Genomic DNA, 17,367 nt, shown 5'->3' with positions numbered 1-17,367 from the left:
ATTTCATGAAGCCCTCTTTTAAAGGCAATAAATCTTTCTTGCCAAGCAAGATTTGCGTTGTTTGCAAAAGAGAAATGACTTGGAGAAAGTCTTGGGAGAAAAACTGGGAGTCGATTAAGTATTGCTCAGATGCCTGTCGCAAGCGCTCAGGTAATTCTCAGGCCTAAATTGCCCCTACCAAGGCAATCTTTCTCCAGAATAAGAAATAAAACTCCCTGAATCTTTTGGTTCAAGGCTTTTCATGATGTTCAGCATATCGGTACAAGCGTCCAGTGTGGGCCTGCCAATTTGTTGACCACGAAAGGGTTGCGATAGCCTAGAGTTCACGGTTCCTGGATGCATGGCGATAAGGGCAATATTAGGTTTGGTTCTGGCAAGCTCAATCGAGGCAGTTTTGATGAGCATATTGAGTGCCGCTTTAGAACTGCGATAGCTGTACCACCCACCGAGTCGGTTATCTTCGATGCTGCCGACTTTTGCAGAGAGCGTTACCATCAAACTGCCTGAGGGATCTAATAGAGATAAAAAATAACGTATGGTTAATCCAGGTCCAATAGCATTTATTTGCATAAGCTCAGTGAGCTGTTCAGACTTGAGGTCGTCCAATCGTTTTTCAGGCATCCAGTGATCTGTATGCAAAACGCCGATCGTATTAATAATCAGTTGATAGGGGCCTTGTTGGGCTAGTGAGCTTGCGCAAGTTTGAATAGTCTCTGGATCGAGATAATCAATGGCGGGTATAGATTTGCGGTGAATACCTGCAACCCCGATACAAGAAGGGTCATTTTGTAGAAGATCAACAAATCCAGACCCAATCGTTCCTGAGGAGCCGATGACTAGTGCGCGAAAGGGCTTAGATAGAATTTGCAAGGTTTTTTATTGAATTTAATTGCTGCCCTGCCAGTTTATTCAATAAGTCTTACACTTGCTTAATGGCTAGCAATTTGCAAAAACTAACCTTGTTTTACGATGGCGCATGTCCTTTGTGCCAGGCGGAAATCCTGTTTTTGTCTAGCCGAAATCATCAGAAATTATTGGATTTTGTCGACGTTAATTCTGATCAATTCGACGCCAATACAGTCGGGGTTTCTTGCGAGCAGGCCTTAGCCGCAATGTATGGTCAGTATGCTGATGGAACGTTGATTCATGGTGCCGCCGTATTCCCGGAGGCATATTGCAGAGCAAATCTCCCATTTCTAGCTTGGTTATTCTCCAGAAAATCTCTTCAGCCATTTCTGAGATTTTCTTATCAAGTTTTTGCTAAAAATCGGCATGCGATTTCACGAGTGATTGGTCCTAGTGCTTTGCGATTGGTGCAAAAAAATATAGCGCAGAACAAATGAAGAAACTTTCTAGGATTACTTTAATCTTTATATTGCTCGCGCATTGCGGAATATCTTCAATTGGGTACGCCCGTGAACCGGGCTATATTGATCAAATTCTGAATACTGCCAAGCTACAAGGAAGTGGGAGGCTGACTTGGTGGGGATTGCATATATATGACGCTAACTTTTATCGAGCTGGCTCCTTCAACTCGCCTGAGTTTGCCTTGCATCTTCAGTATCACAAATCTCTGAGTGGGCTTGCGATTGCAAACCGCTCTGCAGAGGAAATGAGTAAGTTAGGTGTTCCTGAAACGCAGGCGCAATCTTGGGGAAAGCAATTAGCGACATTTTTGCCAAATGTAGAGCCAGGCCAAAGTTTGACCGCAATCTATAACCCTAAGCAAGGAACCACTTTCTATTTCGATGGAAAGCCTCTGGCGCAAATTGCCGGTGCGGATTTTTCAAAGGCATTCTTTGGCATATGGCTAGACTCAAAAACTACTGCGCCAAAACTGCGCGAACAATTATTGGGGCAATATTGCCCGCCACCTTTACTCGAGGAAACCTGTAAGCAATGAAAAATTTAGCAAAAAGATTTTTAGCTATTACCTTATCTACGATTTTTTTGTTTGGTTGCGCAGGCCCGCAGGTTTCACAATATGCCAATGAGAAGCCTTCCCTAGATATTAGTGATTTTTTCAATGGCACGATTGATGCCTATGGGATCTTTACTAACCGTAGCGGTGAGGTGGTGAAGCGCTTTACTGTTTTAATGCAAGCCAGTTGGCGAGTGGTGGATGGAAAAAAGGTGGGCACTCTGGATGAGAGTTTTGAATACTCAGATGGCACAAAACAAAAGCGAATTTGGGTAATAACTGAGGTTTCACCAGGCAAGTATGTCGGCAGAGCCGATGATGTAGTTGGTGATGCCAATGGTATTGCGGCCGGCAACGCACTCAATTGGGCTTACACGCTGGCGTTACCAGTGGATGGCACGATCTATCACGTTCAGTTCGATGACTGGATGTATCTCATGAACTCCAAGGTCATGATCAATAAAGCCAAGATGAGCAAATTTGGGATTGAATTGGGTGAGGTCACCCTAAGCTTTTATAAGCGCTAGATTTTCTTCTCCCCTCTTGTAACTCTATTAGAATGTTTTCTTATATAAAAAATATTTAATAGAGACAATTTATGAATACAGCACATTCACAGAAAACTCGGGTAGCGGTTGTTACTGGAGGTGCGCGGGGTATTGGCCTTGCAATCGGTAAATGGTTTCTGGATCACGGATATCAGGTTGCATTACTGGATATAGACCAAAAAACACTGAATGCAACTATGCAGACATTTGGGGGCTCACCAAATGTCATTGGGGTCCATTGTGATGTATCGAAACCTCATGAAGTGCAGAGCGCATCTCAAAAAATTATTCAGGTATTTGGGCATGTGAATGCCTTGGTCAATAACGCTGGAGTGGCAATATTTAAGCCAGTGTTCGAAACATCTTTTGAAGAATGGCGTACGGTTCTTAATACCAATTTAGACGGCGCTTTTATTTGCACGCAAACATTTGGCCCCTTAATGGTTGAGCGGGGTGGTGGCGCCATAGTCAATATTGCATCCATTTCTGGTCTAAGGGCGAGCACCTTAAGAGTAGCCTATGGCACCAGCAAAGCTGCGCTTATTCAATTAACCAAGCAATATGCAGTTGAGTTGGGTAGCTTTAATGTGCGTGTGAACGTAATAGCACCAGGACCAGTGGATACTGAAATGGCTAAGCTAGTTCACAGCGTCGCTATTCGTTCGGACTACTACGACACCATCCCGCTGGGGCGCTATGGTACTCCTGAAGAAATGGCGAATACGGTTGGATTCTTATGTAGCGACGAAGCGGCATTTATCAATGGCCAAGTGCTTGCGGTCGATGGCGGCTTTGAAGCTACTGGTGTGGGCTTACCCACATTGCGACGGAATTCAGGGGCGCCTACGGCGGGCTAATCTAGCGTTTTCCCTTGATTTTCCTTACTTGAATAGAATCTAACGGTATAGTTAGTGGCAAATAAATGCCTAAATATGAATAGGCTGTTTTGTTAAAGAATTTCAGTACACACCCATCGGAGACAACATGACGTTTACAAGACGCGACTTTATTAAAAGCGCTGGAGTTGCAGCATTACCATTGGTAACAGGCAATACATTTGCTCAAAGTGCCGAATTCAATATGAAGTTTGGTAGCAATCTGCCAGCCACTCATCCCTTAAATATTCATGCTTACAAGATGGCATCAAAAATTAAGCTTGAGACTAAGGGTCGAGTTGATATTCAAGTGTTCCCATACAACCAATTGGGTAATGACACTGATATGTTGTCTCAGTTACGTTCTGGTGCTTTAGATTTCATGACTTTATCTCCGCTCATCTTGGGTTCTTTGGTTCCGCAAGCTCAGATTAATGGCGTGGGATTTGCCTTTAAAGACTACAAGCAAGTATGGGCCGCCATGGATGGTGAATTAGGCGCATATGTACGTCGCCAAATCGCAAACACTGGCACTATCTTTGCTTTTGACAAGATTTGGGATAACGGCTACCGTGAAGTAACTAATAGCGTGCGCCCCATTAATAAACCTGACGACTTGAAGGGCATTAAGTTGCGTACGCCGCCTGGACCAATGTGGGTTTCTTTGTTTAAAGCTTTGGGTGCAGCGCCAACTCCTCTCAACTTTGCTGAAGTGTATTCAGCATTGCAATCAAAGGTGGTTGATGGTCAAGAAAATCCTTTGGCGATTATCTACACGGCTAAGTTATATGAAGTTCAAAAATATTGTTCAATGACCAATCATATGTGGGACGGCTATTGGTTTATGGGCAATAAAAAGTTATTTGAGCAACTGCCTCCAGATTTGCAGGCGATCGTCACTCGCAATGTGGCTGAATCTGCAATTGCCCAAAGAGCAGATGTACGCAAGATGAATGATGGTTTGCAAGCAGACCTCAAGGCAAAAGGTATGGCTTTGAATGACACAAACGCAGATCCTTTCCGTGAAAAACTAAGACAAGCTGGTTTTTACTCAGAGTGGAAAGCCAAGTTTGGTGAAGAGGCATGGTCTTTGCTTGAAAAATACACGGGCAAACTCGCGTGAGCGTGTTATCACCAAGTAACGAGGCCCCTTTAATGGGGCCTTTCGGTAAATATGCCTCATGGCTTGAAAAGGCAGTAGCTACGCTAGTTGAGTGGGTGGCTGCTTGTCTTGTTCTTGCCTGTATTGGGATTTTATTTTCAGGTGTAGTAGGTCGCTACGTATTTAATTCGCCCTTGGTATGGTCTGATGAGTTGGCCTCCATTTTGTTTCTGTGGCTAGCCATGATTGGTTCGGTAATCGCGTTGAAGCGTGGTGAGCATATGCGCATGACGGCGTGCATTAGTAATCTGGCCGATCGCAATAAAACTTACTTTGAGACTCTCGGAGTGTTAGCGTGCTTCTTATATTTAGCAATCATCCTGAAACCGGCATACCATTTTGCTTTGGATGAGCTCATTGTTACGACACCTTCTTTAGAGATATCAAATCTGTGGCGGGCTGCTGCTATACCTAGCGGCATTGTCCTAATGATGTTTTTCTGCCTATTTCGTTTAGCCAGAATTTCGACTTTGAAAATTACATTCAATAGCTCGCTATTTTTTGCTGCAATCTTTGCTGCTTTATATTTTTGTTCGCCTTGGTTTGGTGGTCTCGGAAAATACAATTTGCTACTTTTCTTTGTGGGTGTATCTGGCTTCAGTATTTTGGCTGGAGTACCTATCGCTTTTGCTTTTGGTCTTGGTACGGTTGCCTATCTAGGGTTGAGTACTCATATGCCCTTGTCAGTGGTGATCGGTCGAATGGATGAGGCAATGTCTCATATGGTGTTGTTAGCCGTTCCCTTGTTCGTCTTTCTTGGTCTATTGATGGAGATGACCGGAATGGCTAGGGCCATGATTGCTTTTCTGGCATCGTTGCTCGGGCATGTGCGTGGCGGTCTATCGTATGTGTTGGTCGGTGCCATGTATTTAGTTTCAGGAATCTCAGGTTCAAAAGCAGCCGATATGGCGGCGATTGCCCCAGCTCTCTTTCCTGAAATGAAGAAAACTACACCTCCAGGGGAATTAGTTGCTTTATTAGCGGCCACTGGAGCACAAACCGAAACCATTCCACCTAGCTTGGTGTTAATTACGATTGGGTCAGTAACAGGAGTTTCAATTGCTGCCTTATTTACAGGTGGCATGTTGCCAGCATTAATACTTGCTCTGATATTGTGCGTGCTGGTATGGTGGCGCAATCGTCATGTACAAATTGCACATGTTGCTCGTCCTAAGCCTGTTGAAGTAATCAAATTAAGTGTAGTGGCACTGCCCGCTCTAGCTCTGCCATTTGTAATTCGTGCTGCAGTGGTGGAGGGTGTTGCTACTGCTACCGAAGTGTCGACTATCGGCATTGTTTATGGTTTGATCTGTGGAATATTGGTTTATCGCCAATTTGATCTCAAGCGTATCGTGCCAATGTTAATTGATACCGCTTCATTGTCTGGTGCAATTCTGTTAATTATTGGTGCAGCTACAGGTATGGCTTGGGGCTTAACTCAATCTGGTTTCTCCCAGGTAGTCGCTCAAATCATGACTGACCTCAATGGCGGCCCTAATTTATTTTTACTGATCTCCATTATTGTTTTTGTAGTTTTGGGGTCTGTGCTTGAGGGCATTCCTGCCATCGTTCTATTTGGACCCCTTTTATTTCCAGTCGCTCGTCAATTGGGAATTAATGACGTTCACTATTCCATGGTGGTTATTCTGTCTATGGGTATTGGATTATTTGCCCCGCCTTTGGGTGTTGGGTATTACGCTGCCTGCGCAATTGGTAAAGTAAATCCAGATGAGGGCGTAAAACCAATCATTGGGTATTTAATTGCTTTAGTTATTGGAACATTAATTGTTGCATTTGTGCCTTGGATTTCTACTGGGTTTTTATCTTAATCAATAACAATAGTTTGGAGACGATGATGAAGAAATTATTTTCAATAAAACCTTTTATTTTGTTTGCATTTCTCGGATGTGCATCTCTACATGTTTATGCACAAGCCAGCGCAAAAGACTTTGTAGTTGTTAAGCCAGATCAAGTAGTTTGGGGTGATGCGCCAGCAGGTGTAAAGACTGCCGTCTTATTTGGTGATCCCAATAAGCCTGGAATGTATGTGGTACGCAATATTTTCCCAGAGGGCATCATGAGCGCACCCCATTTTCATACTCAAGATCGTTTTGTGACGGTCATTAAAGGAACTTGGTGGGCCGGTACGGATGCCAGTTGGGACCCATCCACTACAGTAGGATTACCGGCTGGAAGCATGATGTTTCACCCTGCTGGCGTAGTGCACTTTGACGGTGCTATTAAAGGGCCTACAGAAATTCAGATCATTGGTATGGGCCCAGTTAGCACAACTCCTGTCTATCCCGATGCACCTCGTTTTGGCAAGCCGCATAAGCTTAACTAAGTTAAAGGCTGCTCTATAAATAAAACCCCAGATATGACTCTGGGGTTTTTATTTTGCTGCTGACGCTACTTATGCAGCAACCTCAGCCGGCTCTTCCTCGGTAACAGAGTGGCGAATCAAGTAATCAAATGCGCCCAGAGAAGCTTTTGCGCCTTCACCCATGGCAATGATGATTTGCTTGTAAGGAACGGTGGTGCAATCGCCCGCTGCGAATACGCCTGGAACAGAGGTTTCACCTTTTGCATCTATCATAATCTCTCCGCGGGGGGATAGATCTATCGTGCCTTTGAGCCATTCTGTATTTGGTAACAAACCGATTTGCACAAAGATGCCTTCGAGTTCAACTGTGTGCTCGGTATTACTGTTGCGATCTTGATAGCGCAGGCCATTAACCTTGCTGCCATCACCCAAGACTTCTTTAGTAAGCGCGCTCTTGATAACGGTCACATTAGGTAGGCTGAATAGCTTTTTCTGTAATACTGCATCAGCGCGCAATTGACTATCAAACTCAATCAAGGTGACATGGCTCACAATGCCTGCCAAATCAATTGCTGCCTCAACCCCAGAATTACCCCCACCGATTACTGCAACGCGCTTACCTTTAAACAAGGGACCATCACAATGTGGGCAGTAGGCAACGCCTTTATTGCGATACTCTTGTTCGCCAGGAACATTCATTTCTCTCCAGCGTGCGCCGGTGCCAATGATGACGGATTTGCTTTTTAATACTGCGCCATTCGCCATTTCTACTTCAATGCCAGAGTTGGTTTTACGCAATGCATTAGCACGCTGCAAATTCATGATGTCGACTTCATAGTCTTTGACATGCTGTTCAAGAGCCTGAACTAATTTAGGGCCTTCTGTATGAGAAACAGAAATGAAGTTCTCAATACCTAAGGTATCCATCACTTGGCCGCCGAAGCGCTCAGCAACAACACCGGTGCGGATGCCTTTGCGAGCTGCGTAAATTGCTGCAGCTGAACCAGCAGGGCCACCACCAATCACCAGTACATCAAAATCGCCCTTGGCATTGAGCTTCGCCGCTTCTTCTTCTGCGCTACCGGTGTCGAGTTTGGCAATGATTTCTTCTGCACCCATGCGGCCCTGGCCAAAGACTTCACCATTCAAGATCACGGTTGGAACCGCCATGATTTGAAATTGGTCGACCAAGGGTTGGAAAAGAGCGCCATCAATCATTTCATGTTCAATATTCGGATTGATCGCGGCCATCAAATTGAGTGCTTGAACTACATCGGGGCAGTTATGGCATGACAAAGAGATGAAAGTTTGGAAGTGGAACTTACCATCCAATTTACGAATACGCGCCAATATATCTTCTTCCACTTTTGGTGGATAACCGCTGGCTTGCAAGATTGCCAAAATGAACGAAGTCATTTCATGACCCATTGGCAGACCAGAAAAACGAATGCGAGCTGTTTCACCGGTTTTGCTAACGGTAAAGCTCGGCACATTTTTATCGCTACCGTTAGTTGCTACAGTAATTTTGTCTGATTGCTCAGCTACTTCATTGAGTAGCTCGCGCATTTGTGCAGAAGCAGGGCTATCGTCTAACGATGCAGTTAGTGTGATTGGAGAAACAATCTTTTCAAAATACGCTTTTAATTGGGTCTTGATGTTGTTATCTAACATGATGACATCCTTTGTACTGGTTTCAGTGAGTCCATTGGGCAGGATCTTGTCCTCTCCAATAGACTCTCCGGAGAGAGTCTGATTGGTTAAGGGCGATCGATTAGATCTTGCCTACGAGGTCCAAAGATGGAGTCAAAGTAGCAGCGCCTTCTTTCCATTTGGCTGGGCATACTTCACCTGGGTGAGCAGCTGTGTATTGAGCGGCTTTGAGCTTACGCAATGTTTCAGAAACATCACGAGCGATTTCATTGGAATGAATCTCAGCAGTTTTGATTACTCCTTCAGGGTTGATGATGAAGGTGCCACGCAATGCCAAACCAGCTTCAGGAATATGTACGCCAAAAGCATTGGTCAATGTGTGTGTTGGGTCGCCAACGAGTGGGAACTTTGCTTTACCAACAGCAGGGGATGTTTCGTGCCAAACTTTGTGTGAGAAATGAGTATCGGTTGTAACGATATACACTTCAGCGCCTAATTTTTGGAACTCAGCATAGTTCTCAGCTGCATCTTCAATTTCAGTTGGGCAGTTAAATGTAAATGCTGCTGGCATAAAAATGAGAACTGACCACTTACCCTTGAGGGTTTCGTCAGTGATAGTTACAAACTTGCCATTGTGGAACGCTTCGGTTTTGAATGGTTGAACGGCTGTATTGATAATAGACATGGTGCTCCTTTTCTTTTTTAACTAAATGATTCGTGAAAAACTGTGACAACAGAATCCATTCTAGGCACTATCTTTATATTTGTATAATGAATAATATTGATATAAATAATCGATTTATTAGATAACAAAAACAGGGTTAAAACCCCCTAAAAAGCGGGATAATGACCGCTTAGTTCAGCCTCCTCAGCAAAAACTTAAAAAGAACCTGTTTATGCGCATTTCATTTTTCACACTTCTAAAGCCAATTTCCCTAATTGCCTTTGCTCTCTTGACTCTTTCGGGTTGCCAATCCACTGGTAAAGATGGCAAACCACTTACTCAAGAAGAGATCATGCAAAAGCGCGAAGCGACCCTGAAGATGGCGCAAACTGGTTTGGATGCTTTGCTGAAGCAAAATCCAGCCGTCAGGAAAGAGATTGATGCGGCAGCGGGATATGCCGTTTTTGATGCAACCAATGTCAACATTGTGTTGTTGGTAGTAGCGCGCGGCGAAGGCGTTCTATATGACAAGCGTCGTAAGCAACCTATTTTTATGCAAGACATTAAAACAGGTGAGGGCCTTGGAGCAGGCTATCAAAAGCAGTATCAGGTTGTGATTTTTAAAACCACTTCTGCAATTGATCAATTTTTACTTTCAACTGTAGATGGGCAACAGGGTGGAATTGATGTGGATGCGAACTTCTCTGCAGGTTCTGGCGGTACGATTCGCTCATTTAATCCCAATATTACGTTTTATACAGTTGGCTTGTCTGGGTATGACTTGCAAGCAAACTATGGTGGTGCCCTCTATTTAGTGGATCAGCAATTAAATGATGCTGCGACCTTAAATAGCATGCCAAAGAAAGCGACATCGGGCACACCCGCAAAATAAGTATTTGTAATCTAGAAGCCTGGCCGCCTATTAAGCCAGGCTCTACTGGTATTTCTCTATAGCAACACCCCAAAACCGGAGTAGATTGGTATTAGCCAATGTCTCTAATGGAGGGGTTATGAGTAAAAGTCCACAAAAAGCAATTGATGCTAGCAAGGCGGTAAGTCGTGTTGCCATGGAAAGCGCGCAAGCGATTGCCAAAATTAATCAACAGGCTGCGCAAGAGTTCGCTGAGTTAATCCAAAAGCGCGTCTCTGATCTGATGAAAACGCAGGATCCCAAGGCAGCTTTTGATTTTGTTCACGCAGAGGTTTTGCAAGATGCCGCAAAAGAGGTGGCTCACTATCATCAGCAACTTCTTGATGTGCTTCGTAGTGGTAATAAAGAGCTATCAGAGATCGCTGAAGAAATGATCCAAGACTCAAAAGCGGATCTCATTCACTTTGTGAATGATGCAACCAATAATGCGCCTGTTGGAAGTGAGGCTTATGTATCTGTATTTAAGACCTCATTTAATAACGCGCTCCAGAATTTTGAATTAGTGCGCGCTGCAATGGCCGATTCTTTCGCAAACTTTGAAAAAAGTGTTGAGAGTGTGACTAATTTATCGGGTGCGAAGGCTTCTTCAAAGAAAAAAGGCAAGTCTGACAGTTAGGGCAGCTAGTAGCGCAACTGATATTGCAGGGCGGTTTGAATGGTTTGGTAGTGAATGTCAACGGTAGAAGTGATCTCTTTGCCATATCCGCCCGCCATTGAAAATGCAGTTGGGATATTTCGATCTAGTCCGTATTGAAATACAGTCTCATCCCTGCATCGCATTCCGTCTTTAGTAATCTTCAGTCGACCTAGGCGATCCCCTTCGTGGGGATCTGCCCCAGCCAGATAAATCACAAAGTCAGGCTTAAATTGATCATCTAGTTGATCAAGGCATTGATTGAGCGCGTGCAAATAGGTTTGGTCATCGCAGCCATCCTCAAGCCCATAATCTAAATTACTCAGCTCTTTCTGAAACGGGAAATTATTCTCTCCATGAATCGATAAGGTAAATATCGATGAATCATGTTGCAGTATTGATGCTGTGCCATTGCCTTGGTGGACATCGAGATCAACAATGGCCACTTTGAGCTTGGAGTTCACTTCCTTTTGTAAGGTTCGCGCCGCAACTGCCGCGTCATTAAAAACGCAGAACCCGCTACCGCGATTGCGATAAGCATGATGCGTGCCGCCAGCTAAGTTGCCTGAGATACCTTCTTGTAAGGCAGTTTTTGCTGCGGCAATAGTTGCGCCAGCAGAGCGTCTAGAGCGCTCTACCATTTTCTCGCTCCATGGAAAGCCAATCTCCTTTTGTTCTGCATCGCTCAATTTCCCATTCACGACTTTGGTTAAATAGCTTGGATCATGGGCGTAAAGTAATTGCGTATCGCTCGCTGCAGGCGCTTCGACCAATGAGATATTGGGAAGGTTGCCAACCAAATCACGCAAGCGTGAGTACTTGTCCATCGGAAAGCGATGTCCCGGTGGAAGGGGTAAAACAAAGTGGTCAGAATAATATGCCTTCAAAGCTTGCCAATCGACTATTTAAATTATTCTAGCGGTGCTTTTGAGCCCCTGCTGAAGAATGCCTTTTGGGGTATGATAATTTTTTCTCATAACAAATATAAATAGGTGACACGTGACTAAAGCGCGAGTAGTGAGCTTAGACAAGCTAGGCAGTTCAGACGTAATTCAATTGATTGATAAAGAATTGCCGGCCCCAAGAAAGGGCGAAGTGCAATTGCGACAAACGGCGATTGGCTTTAACTTCATTGACGTATATCAGCGCTCAGGAGTCTACCCATTAGATTTGCCAACTGGCTTAGGTCATGAAGCTGTGGGTGTAGTAGAGGCTTTGGGTGAAGGCGTGACTGGCCTCAAAGTGGGCGATCGCGTCATGTATATGAATGCTGGTATTGGTGCTTATGCAAGCGCACGTAATGTGGCTGCCGACAAATTAGTTCCTGTGCCCAGCAATGTATCTGATGAAGTGGCTGCTGCAGTTTTCTTTAAGGCAATGACAGCGCAATACTTGGTGCAAAAGACTTACAAAGTAAAAGCGGGTGATATTGTTTTGGTGCATGCTGCTGCTGGTGGTGTTGGGCAAATTTTGGCGGGCTGGGCAAAGGCGTTAGGCGCCTTTGTGGTGGGCACCGTTGGTTCGCAAGCTAAGGTTGCAGCAGCAAAAGCGGCTGGTTGCGATGCGGTAGTTGATTATTCCAATCCAAATTGGGTTGAGGAAGTTTTGAAGGCAACCGGTGGGAAAAAAGCGAATGTGGTTTATGACTCTGTAGCTAAAGATACGTTCTTGGGTTCCCTGGATTGCGCCGCACCTTTTGGTACGGTTGCACTCTTTGGCGCGGCCTCTGGACCCGCCCCTGAAATTCAGCCAGAAATCTTAAATAAGAAAGGTTGTTTATTCTTGACGAGACCATCTGTTTTTCCGCACAACGCAACACATGCTTTGCTACAAGAAAATGCGAAGGCAGTATTTGATGCGATTGCGAAAGGTCATGTCAAAGTACAAATCGGCGCCAAATTTCCTCTGGAACAAGCGGCTGATGCGCATCGCGCTGCGGAAGGAAGAAAAGTGTCTGGCGCCATTGTGATGATTCCTTAAGTCAACAATGACTTAATTGAAGCCCTGCTGAGTGAACTGAGCCGGGCTTTTTTATTTTGTGCGCTAGTTGTAATATCAAAGTATGAAAACACTGCTTAAACATATTTGTGCCTGCTTGGTATTTGTTTTTGGGAGTTTTGCGTTTGCCCAAATTCCTGCTACCCAGCATTCGAATGGTATCTCCTACATTTCTGGTGGAGTTGGAGAGGAAGAGACTGTTGCGATTTTGGCTGAAGCAAAACAGTGGTCCGTGCTACTGGAGTTATCTCAGATTGAGAATGGCAGGGGAGTATGGATCTTTGGTGCCAATATCAAAATCGTCAACACTAAAAAGCAGGTAGTGTTTAGCGCCCCGGCTGATGGTCCATACATGCTTATCAACTTGGAGCCTGGTGATTATTCTATTGAGGCGAGTTATCAAGGTGTTGAGCAGAAAAGAGCATTAAGCGTGAAAGCAAATGCACCACAAAAGATATCTCTTTTCTGGAAATAAGTAGTTTTGTCTTTCAGTCTCGCAAATCTACAGAAAATATTTACTTGGTTGGCGATCGCCAGCCTTTGTTTTGTTTCGATTTCATCTCATGCGCAATCATCTCGTTCATTAACTTCTGGGGATGAACTTTGGACAGGTACTTACGATCAGATGCTTGAGCGTGGATTGATCCGAGTTGCTGTTCCATATGACCGAACAATCTACATTAACGACAAAGGAACGCCGCGAGGGCTCGCAGTAGATATGGCTCGTGTATATGAGTCATGGGCAAATGCTAAAAATGCGGGACAAGGTAAGAATAAGGTTGTTGTTAAGCTGATTCCCGTTGCTAGAGCTGATTTGTTTACTGCCTTGAGTTCCGGTAAAGCCGATATCGTGATTGGAAATCTAGGGGTTCATCAATCCTTACCAAATTCCAATGAGTTTCTACTCAATCATGCCTTTCGATTTAATCGAGAGGTGCTGATATCCGGTCCCAGCTCAATCAACGTTGCTAACATCCAAGATCTTTCGGGGCAAACTGTCTATGGTGGCCCCAATATCAATTTTGATGCTACCTTGCAGCCCTTAAACAAAGATTTGAAAAAGGCTGGTAAGTCACCTGTTAATCTCGTTTCCCCCTTGGGTGTTTTGGATGACGAAGATTTATTGGAGATAGTGGATGCAGGCCTGATCCCATTCGTCATCGTTGCTGATTGGAAAGCCAAGCTGTGGCAACCGGTTTATAAACAATTAGAGATCCACAATGATATTTATGCAGATGATTTGGGCTGGGTTGGCTCAGCTGTTCGAGCCAGTAATGCGGACTTAAATGCAGAGCTCTCAGAGTTTTATCGAACCGATATCTTTAATAAAGCCTTGGATGCATTTCATGAGCAAGAATATAAAGATCACGCAAAAGGTTTGAAAGACCCTGTTGAAAAATCCGCTTGGGCGCGCTTTGAGTCTATGCGCCTGCTCTTTGATAAGTATGGCACCGAGTACAAAATTGATCCGCTTTTCATCGCATCGCTTGGATTTCAAGAAACATTATTGAATCAAAATTTAGTTAGTAAGGTTGGCGCGGTGGGCGTGATGCAGCTCATGCCTACTACTGGTAATGCTCTTGGCGTGGGAGATATTCATTTATTGGAGCCTAATATTCATGCAGGCGCCGACTACATGAATGAGCTCATCACAAAATATTTTCCAAATATCAATTTCACCGGCAATAATCGCGCCATATTTGCTGTGGCTTCTTACAATATCGGCCCCAATAATGTTGCTAAGGCCAGGGATCTTGCCAAGCAGCAAGGATTTGATCCAGACCAATGGTTTGGTAATGTTGAGTTTGCTGCGGCAGAGCATATGGGCTATGAGCCCATGGTTTACGTGAGGAACGTCTATAAGTACTTTATTTCTTATGAGCTAAAGCTTAAAAAGATTCAAAGTATTCAACCTTAAGCAGCCCTAAATATTGGTGCGGTGCCATATAAGAAATGGCAGTACTCACGATTTCAATTTGCGCTATAGTTTTCCAAGTTACATAAAAAGATCATAGGAGACAGCATGATAGGAAGTAATTCACTTAAACAAGCTTTGGCTATCGCATTGGCGATCCCCTTATTGTTTGTTACTGGACATTCTGCCTTTGCTCAGAGTGCCCCTAGTGCACAAGGCAAAACAGAGTTGTTGTGGTTTGGCCAGGCAGGTTTTCGGATTAAGACACCCGAAGGTAAGATGATTTTGATTGACCCTTGGATTACTGGCGGACCTAAAACACCTCCGCAGTATAAGAATGATCTTGCTGCCATTGGACCAATTGATGTTGTGCTGGTTACCCATGCGCACGTCGATCATATTGGTGATGCACCGACTGTTGCCAAATCGAATAATGTGAAGTTGTATGGCCCAGCAGATATGGTGACTCCATTAATTACTTTGGGTATCTTGCCTGCTGATCTAGGTTGGCGTTTCAACAAGACCGGGCGAGTGACTCCATTGCCGGGTGTTAAGGTAACTGCAGTGCAAGCAGAGCACTCTTCTTTGTTAGTTTGGAAAAATCCTGCAACCGACAAAATGGAATCGCATCCTGCTGGTGAGCCAGTGGGCTACATCATTGAGTTAGAGAATGGCTTCAAGATTTGGCATATGGGTGATACCGGTTTGTTTAGTGATATGAAATTCATTAGCGAACACTACAAACCAGATTTGGTGCTGATTCCGATCGGCGGCAATTTCACGATGGCGCCAGATGATGCAGCATATGCTTTAAAAACTTGGGTGAAGCCCAAAATGGTGATACCAATGCACTACAACTCCAATCCAATGACAAAGGGCACGTTGGCCGAGTTCCAGGCTGCAATGAAGGGGAGCAATATCAAAATCATTCCCATGACCGAGGGAGAGACAGTGCAGTTTTAGTGTTCTAAGCGTTAAAAAGACAAACCCCACATAAATTGTGGGGTTTTTTATTGGGAAAACAGGCGGGTATTGCAATTAGTTCTAGTTAGTACTAAACTAGTCCTAGTTAGTACTTTTAGAGTTAATTGAATCGATATGACCTTTTTGCCTGTTTTGAGAAATTTGGTGTCTGCCTATCAGGCCTTTGAGCGGTATTCAGCGCCAGATCTTCGATCTATGGGTTTAACCATGACCCAGTTTGATGTCATTGCGACATTAGGCAACCAACCACCAATGACCTGTAAAGAGCTAGGTGAAAAAACCTTGGTTACTAAAGGCACCTTAACAGGTGTACTGGAGCGATTGAAATCAAAGGGCATCTTGGAGCGTAAGTTAAATCCAGACGATGCACGTAGTCAGATGATTGGATTAACTCAAGAAGGACAGAAGTTATTTGAAAGAGTGTTTCCAGCCCATTTGCAACATCTGGGAAAAGCATTTAATCAATTAAGCGTTAAAGAGCTTGCAAGCGTTTCAGATGCTTTGCAAACCCTAACAACTGTTTTTGACAAATAAATTTTTTACAAAGAAAAGGAATCAATATGAACGCAATTTGCAAATCTAGCGCAGGTCCATTGGCATTGGTAGCACGTATCTTGTTGGCAGCAATTTTTATCTCTGCTGGTTTATCAAAGCTCTCTGGCTTTGATGGAACAGTTGGTTATATTGCATCAAAAGGCTTACCTCTTCCAGCAGTATTGGCTACCCTCACAATCGCCTTGGAAGTGTTGGGTGGAATTGCTGTGGTGATGGGCTACAAAGCCCGTGTAGTAGGCTTCTTGCTGGCTGGTTTTTCAGTGGTTGCCGCCTTTATTTTTCATAATTTCTGGGCTGTTCCTGCTGATCAAGCCTACATTCAGAATATTATGTTTATGAAGAATTTGAGTATGGCTGGCGGCTTGTTGTTGTTGACTGTTTTTGGCGCTGGTGGTTTTTCTATCGATGCTAAAAACAAGGCAAATGAGTCTTAACAAATAGTATTAACAGGAGATTGAAATGACAAAAGTAGCAGTTGTATTTCATAGTGGCTATGGCCACACAGTAAAGCAAGCGGAAGCGGTTGCAAAAGGTGCAAATGGTACTTTGGTTGCTATTGATGCTGAAGGCAACATTACCGATGCGCAGTGGGCAACTTTGAATGAGGCAGATGCAATTGTGTTTGGTTCACCAACTTATATGGGTACTGTCAGTTGGCAATTTAAGAAATTTGCTGATGCCAGCTCAAAGCAATGGTTCTCGCAGCAATGGAAAGATAAAGTGTTTGGTGGCTTCACTAATTCCGCAACAATGAATGGTGATAAGCATTCCACACTGCATTATTTCTTTACATTGGCAATGCAGCACTCAGGATTGTGGGTAGGCACTGGATTGATGCCGTCAAACTCAAAAGCAGCAAAGCGTGACGATGTGAACTATGTTGGTTCATTCGCAGGCGCGATGATGCAAACCCCTTCAGATGCAGGTGCGGACGAAGTTAATTCGGGTGACCTAGAGACGGCTAGACTGTATGGTCAACGTATTGCGGAGATTGCAAAGCGCTTGAAATAAGCGGATTGCATTTCCTGTCTAGTGAAAACCACCTTCGGGTGGTTTTTTCTTTTGAGAGAGACAAGGTTTATAATGACGTAAGCAATTGAATTAAAAGAGATTATTCTCAAAAAATCCCTTTCCGTATGTTTGACAGCCATTAGGGGCTCTTGGACAATGCGTTTGGCGGTTTGATTCAAGCCCTAAGCCCTAAGCC

At 44.2% G+C, this 17,367-nt stretch carries 21 protein-coding genes; 17 read left to right on the top strand and 4 right to left on the bottom strand.

Features of this window, described 5'->3' with window-relative positions; translation table 11 throughout:
- Positions 1–5 precede the first annotated feature (5 nt).
- Positions 6–167, top strand: a complete 162-nt coding sequence (locus IC571_RS08305) for a DUF2256 domain-containing protein (RefSeq protein ID WP_215315916.1) — start codon at positions 6–8, stop codon at positions 165–167.
- Between the two features lie 7 nt (positions 168–174).
- Here IC571_RS08305 and IC571_RS08300 read toward each other — a convergent pair whose 3' ends face one another.
- The gene (locus IC571_RS08300) at positions 175–870 is read right to left on the bottom strand and encodes an SDR family NAD(P)-dependent oxidoreductase (RefSeq protein WP_215315914.1); all 696 of its coding nucleotides are present in this window, start codon (positions 868–870) and stop codon (positions 175–177) included.
- A 62-nt stretch (positions 871–932) separates the two neighbouring features.
- Here IC571_RS08300 and IC571_RS08295 point away from each other — a divergent pair, with 62 nt between their 5' ends.
- From IC571_RS08295 to IC571_RS08265, 7 genes are all read left to right on the top strand, one after another.
- Positions 933–1,343, top strand: a complete 411-nt coding sequence (locus IC571_RS08295) for a thiol-disulfide oxidoreductase DCC family protein (protein ID WP_215315912.1) — start codon at positions 933–935, stop codon at positions 1,341–1,343.
- Complete coding sequence (locus IC571_RS08290) at positions 1,340–1,903, top strand: chalcone isomerase family protein (protein ID WP_215315910.1); 564 nt, start codon at positions 1,340–1,342, stop codon at positions 1,901–1,903. The genes IC571_RS08295 and IC571_RS08290 overlap by 4 nt, the downstream gene beginning before the upstream one ends.
- Entirely contained in the window at positions 1,900–2,448 is a 549-nt protein-coding gene (locus tag IC571_RS08285; RefSeq protein ID WP_215315908.1) for a DUF3833 domain-containing protein, read from the top strand. The genes IC571_RS08290 and IC571_RS08285 overlap by 4 nt, the downstream gene beginning before the upstream one ends.
- Positions 2,449–2,519: 71 nt before the next feature.
- Positions 2,520–3,326: an SDR family NAD(P)-dependent oxidoreductase gene (locus IC571_RS08280; protein WP_215315906.1), complete on the top strand. Its 807-nt coding sequence runs from the start codon at positions 2,520–2,522 to the stop codon at positions 3,324–3,326.
- Between the two features lie 127 nt (positions 3,327–3,453).
- The gene (locus IC571_RS08275) at positions 3,454–4,467 is read left to right on the top strand and encodes a TRAP transporter substrate-binding protein (RefSeq protein ID WP_215315904.1); all 1,014 of its coding nucleotides are present in this window, start codon (positions 3,454–3,456) and stop codon (positions 4,465–4,467) included.
- Between the two features lie 32 nt (positions 4,468–4,499).
- Positions 4,500–6,335 carry a TRAP transporter large permease subunit gene (locus tag IC571_RS08270; RefSeq protein WP_215317881.1) on the top strand — a complete coding sequence of 612 codons (1,836 nt, stop codon included), beginning with the start codon at positions 4,500–4,502 and terminating at the stop codon, positions 6,333–6,335.
- 23 nt (positions 6,336–6,358) lie between these two features.
- A complete protein-coding gene (locus tag IC571_RS08265; protein ID WP_215315902.1) occupies positions 6,359–6,850 on the top strand; it encodes a cupin domain-containing protein in 492 nt (163 codons plus the stop codon).
- 69 nt (positions 6,851–6,919) lie between these two features.
- Here the strand turns inward: IC571_RS08265 and ahpF are convergent, their stop codons facing one another.
- Together ahpF and ahpC are read right to left on the bottom strand one after the other, a co-directional pair.
- Complete coding sequence (gene ahpF, locus IC571_RS08260; protein ID WP_215315900.1) at positions 6,920–8,500, bottom strand: alkyl hydroperoxide reductase subunit F; 1,581 nt, start codon at positions 8,498–8,500, stop codon at positions 6,920–6,922.
- 100 nt (positions 8,501–8,600) lie between these two features.
- Positions 8,601–9,164: an alkyl hydroperoxide reductase subunit C gene (gene ahpC, locus IC571_RS08255; protein ID WP_173956236.1), complete on the bottom strand. Its 564-nt coding sequence runs from the start codon at positions 9,162–9,164 to the stop codon at positions 8,601–8,603.
- A gap of 211 nt (positions 9,165–9,375) precedes the next feature.
- On the opposite strand from ahpC, the gene IC571_RS08250 reads away from it, so the two are divergent.
- Together IC571_RS08250 and IC571_RS08245 are read left to right on the top strand one after the other, a co-directional pair.
- Positions 9,376–10,035 carry a hypothetical protein gene (locus IC571_RS08250; RefSeq protein WP_251373343.1) on the top strand — a complete coding sequence of 220 codons (660 nt, stop codon included), beginning with the start codon at positions 9,376–9,378 and terminating at the stop codon, positions 10,033–10,035.
- Between the two features lie 118 nt (positions 10,036–10,153).
- Positions 10,154–10,690, top strand: coding sequence for a phasin family protein (locus IC571_RS08245; protein ID WP_215315898.1), 537 nt, complete (start codon positions 10,154–10,156; stop codon positions 10,688–10,690).
- Between the two features lie 5 nt (positions 10,691–10,695).
- On the opposite strand, the gene IC571_RS08240 is transcribed toward IC571_RS08245, so the two are convergent.
- The gene (locus IC571_RS08240; RefSeq protein WP_215315896.1) at positions 10,696–11,595 is read right to left on the bottom strand and encodes a histone deacetylase; all 900 of its coding nucleotides are present in this window, start codon (positions 11,593–11,595) and stop codon (positions 10,696–10,698) included.
- A gap of 112 nt (positions 11,596–11,707) precedes the next feature.
- Between IC571_RS08240 and IC571_RS08235 the strand changes: the two genes are divergently transcribed.
- The 7 genes from IC571_RS08235 to IC571_RS08205 all read left to right on the top strand — a co-directional run bounded on the left by IC571_RS08235 (position 11,708) and on the right by IC571_RS08205 (position 17,171).
- Positions 11,708–12,688: a quinone oxidoreductase gene (locus IC571_RS08235; protein ID WP_215315894.1), complete on the top strand. Its 981-nt coding sequence runs from the start codon at positions 11,708–11,710 to the stop codon at positions 12,686–12,688.
- An 82-nt stretch (positions 12,689–12,770) separates the two neighbouring features.
- On the top strand, positions 12,771–13,181 hold the full coding sequence (locus IC571_RS08230) for a carboxypeptidase-like regulatory domain-containing protein (RefSeq protein ID WP_215315892.1): 411 nt from the start codon (positions 12,771–12,773) through the stop codon (positions 13,179–13,181).
- A 6-nt stretch (positions 13,182–13,187) separates the two neighbouring features.
- Positions 13,188–14,624: a transglycosylase SLT domain-containing protein gene (locus IC571_RS08225; RefSeq protein WP_215315881.1), complete on the top strand. Its 1,437-nt coding sequence runs from the start codon at positions 13,188–13,190 to the stop codon at positions 14,622–14,624.
- Between the two features lie 105 nt (positions 14,625–14,729).
- Positions 14,730–15,584, top strand: a complete 855-nt coding sequence (locus IC571_RS08220; protein ID WP_215315879.1) for a metal-dependent hydrolase — start codon at positions 14,730–14,732, stop codon at positions 15,582–15,584.
- Between the two features lie 135 nt (positions 15,585–15,719).
- On the top strand, positions 15,720–16,139 hold the full coding sequence (locus IC571_RS08215; RefSeq protein ID WP_215315877.1) for a MarR family winged helix-turn-helix transcriptional regulator: 420 nt from the start codon (positions 15,720–15,722) through the stop codon (positions 16,137–16,139).
- 26 nt (positions 16,140–16,165) lie between these two features.
- Positions 16,166–16,594 (top strand): DoxX family protein, encoded by a 429-nt coding sequence (locus tag IC571_RS08210; protein WP_215315875.1) that lies wholly within the window; start codon positions 16,166–16,168, stop codon positions 16,592–16,594.
- Positions 16,595–16,619: 25 nt separating this feature from the next.
- The gene (locus IC571_RS08205) at positions 16,620–17,171 is read left to right on the top strand and encodes a flavodoxin family protein (protein WP_215315874.1); all 552 of its coding nucleotides are present in this window, start codon (positions 16,620–16,622) and stop codon (positions 17,169–17,171) included.
- The last annotated feature ends 196 nt before the right edge of the window (positions 17,172–17,367 follow it).

This window comes from Polynucleobacter sp. MWH-UH2A (assembly GCF_018687195.1).
Taxonomy (GTDB): Bacteria; Pseudomonadota; Gammaproteobacteria; order Burkholderiales; family Burkholderiaceae; genus Polynucleobacter.
This window is presented reverse-complemented; position numbering and strand designations above follow the sequence as displayed.

Coding starts and splice junctions, on each gene's coding strand:
- IC571_RS08305 (WP_215315916.1), top strand. CDS start 6: ATGAAGCCCTCTTTTAAAGGCAATAAATCTTTCTTGCCAAGCAAGATT.
- IC571_RS08295 (WP_215315912.1), top strand. CDS start 933: ATGGCTAGCAATTTGCAAAAACTAACCTTGTTTTACGATGGCGCATGT.
- IC571_RS08290 (WP_215315910.1), top strand. CDS start 1,340: ATGAAGAAACTTTCTAGGATTACTTTAATCTTTATATTGCTCGCGCAT.
- IC571_RS08275 (WP_215315904.1), top strand. CDS start 3,454: ATGACGTTTACAAGACGCGACTTTATTAAAAGCGCTGGAGTTGCAGCA.
- IC571_RS08250 (WP_251373343.1), top strand. CDS start 9,376: ATGCGCATTTCATTTTTCACACTTCTAAAGCCAATTTCCCTAATTGCC.
- IC571_RS08210 (WP_215315875.1), top strand. CDS start 16,166: ATGAACGCAATTTGCAAATCTAGCGCAGGTCCATTGGCATTGGTAGCA.
- IC571_RS08280 (WP_215315906.1), top strand. CDS start 2,520: ATGAATACAGCACATTCACAGAAAACTCGGGTAGCGGTTGTTACTGGA.
- IC571_RS08215 (WP_215315877.1), top strand. CDS start 15,720: ATGACCTTTTTGCCTGTTTTGAGAAATTTGGTGTCTGCCTATCAGGCC.
- ahpC (WP_173956236.1), bottom strand. CDS start 9,164: ATGTCTATTATCAATACAGCCGTTCAACCATTCAAAACCGAAGCGTTC.
- IC571_RS08270 (WP_215317881.1), top strand. CDS start 4,500: ATGGGGCCTTTCGGTAAATATGCCTCATGGCTTGAAAAGGCAGTAGCT.
- ahpF (WP_215315900.1), bottom strand. CDS start 8,500: ATGTTAGATAACAACATCAAGACCCAATTAAAAGCGTATTTTGAAAAG.
- IC571_RS08220 (WP_215315879.1), top strand. CDS start 14,730: ATGATAGGAAGTAATTCACTTAAACAAGCTTTGGCTATCGCATTGGCG.
- IC571_RS08230 (WP_215315892.1), top strand. CDS start 12,771: ATGAAAACACTGCTTAAACATATTTGTGCCTGCTTGGTATTTGTTTTT.
- IC571_RS08265 (WP_215315902.1), top strand. CDS start 6,359: ATGATGAAGAAATTATTTTCAATAAAACCTTTTATTTTGTTTGCATTT.
- IC571_RS08245 (WP_215315898.1), top strand. CDS start 10,154: ATGAGTAAAAGTCCACAAAAAGCAATTGATGCTAGCAAGGCGGTAAGT.
- IC571_RS08205 (WP_215315874.1), top strand. CDS start 16,620: ATGACAAAAGTAGCAGTTGTATTTCATAGTGGCTATGGCCACACAGTA.
- IC571_RS08285 (WP_215315908.1), top strand. CDS start 1,900: ATGAAAAATTTAGCAAAAAGATTTTTAGCTATTACCTTATCTACGATT.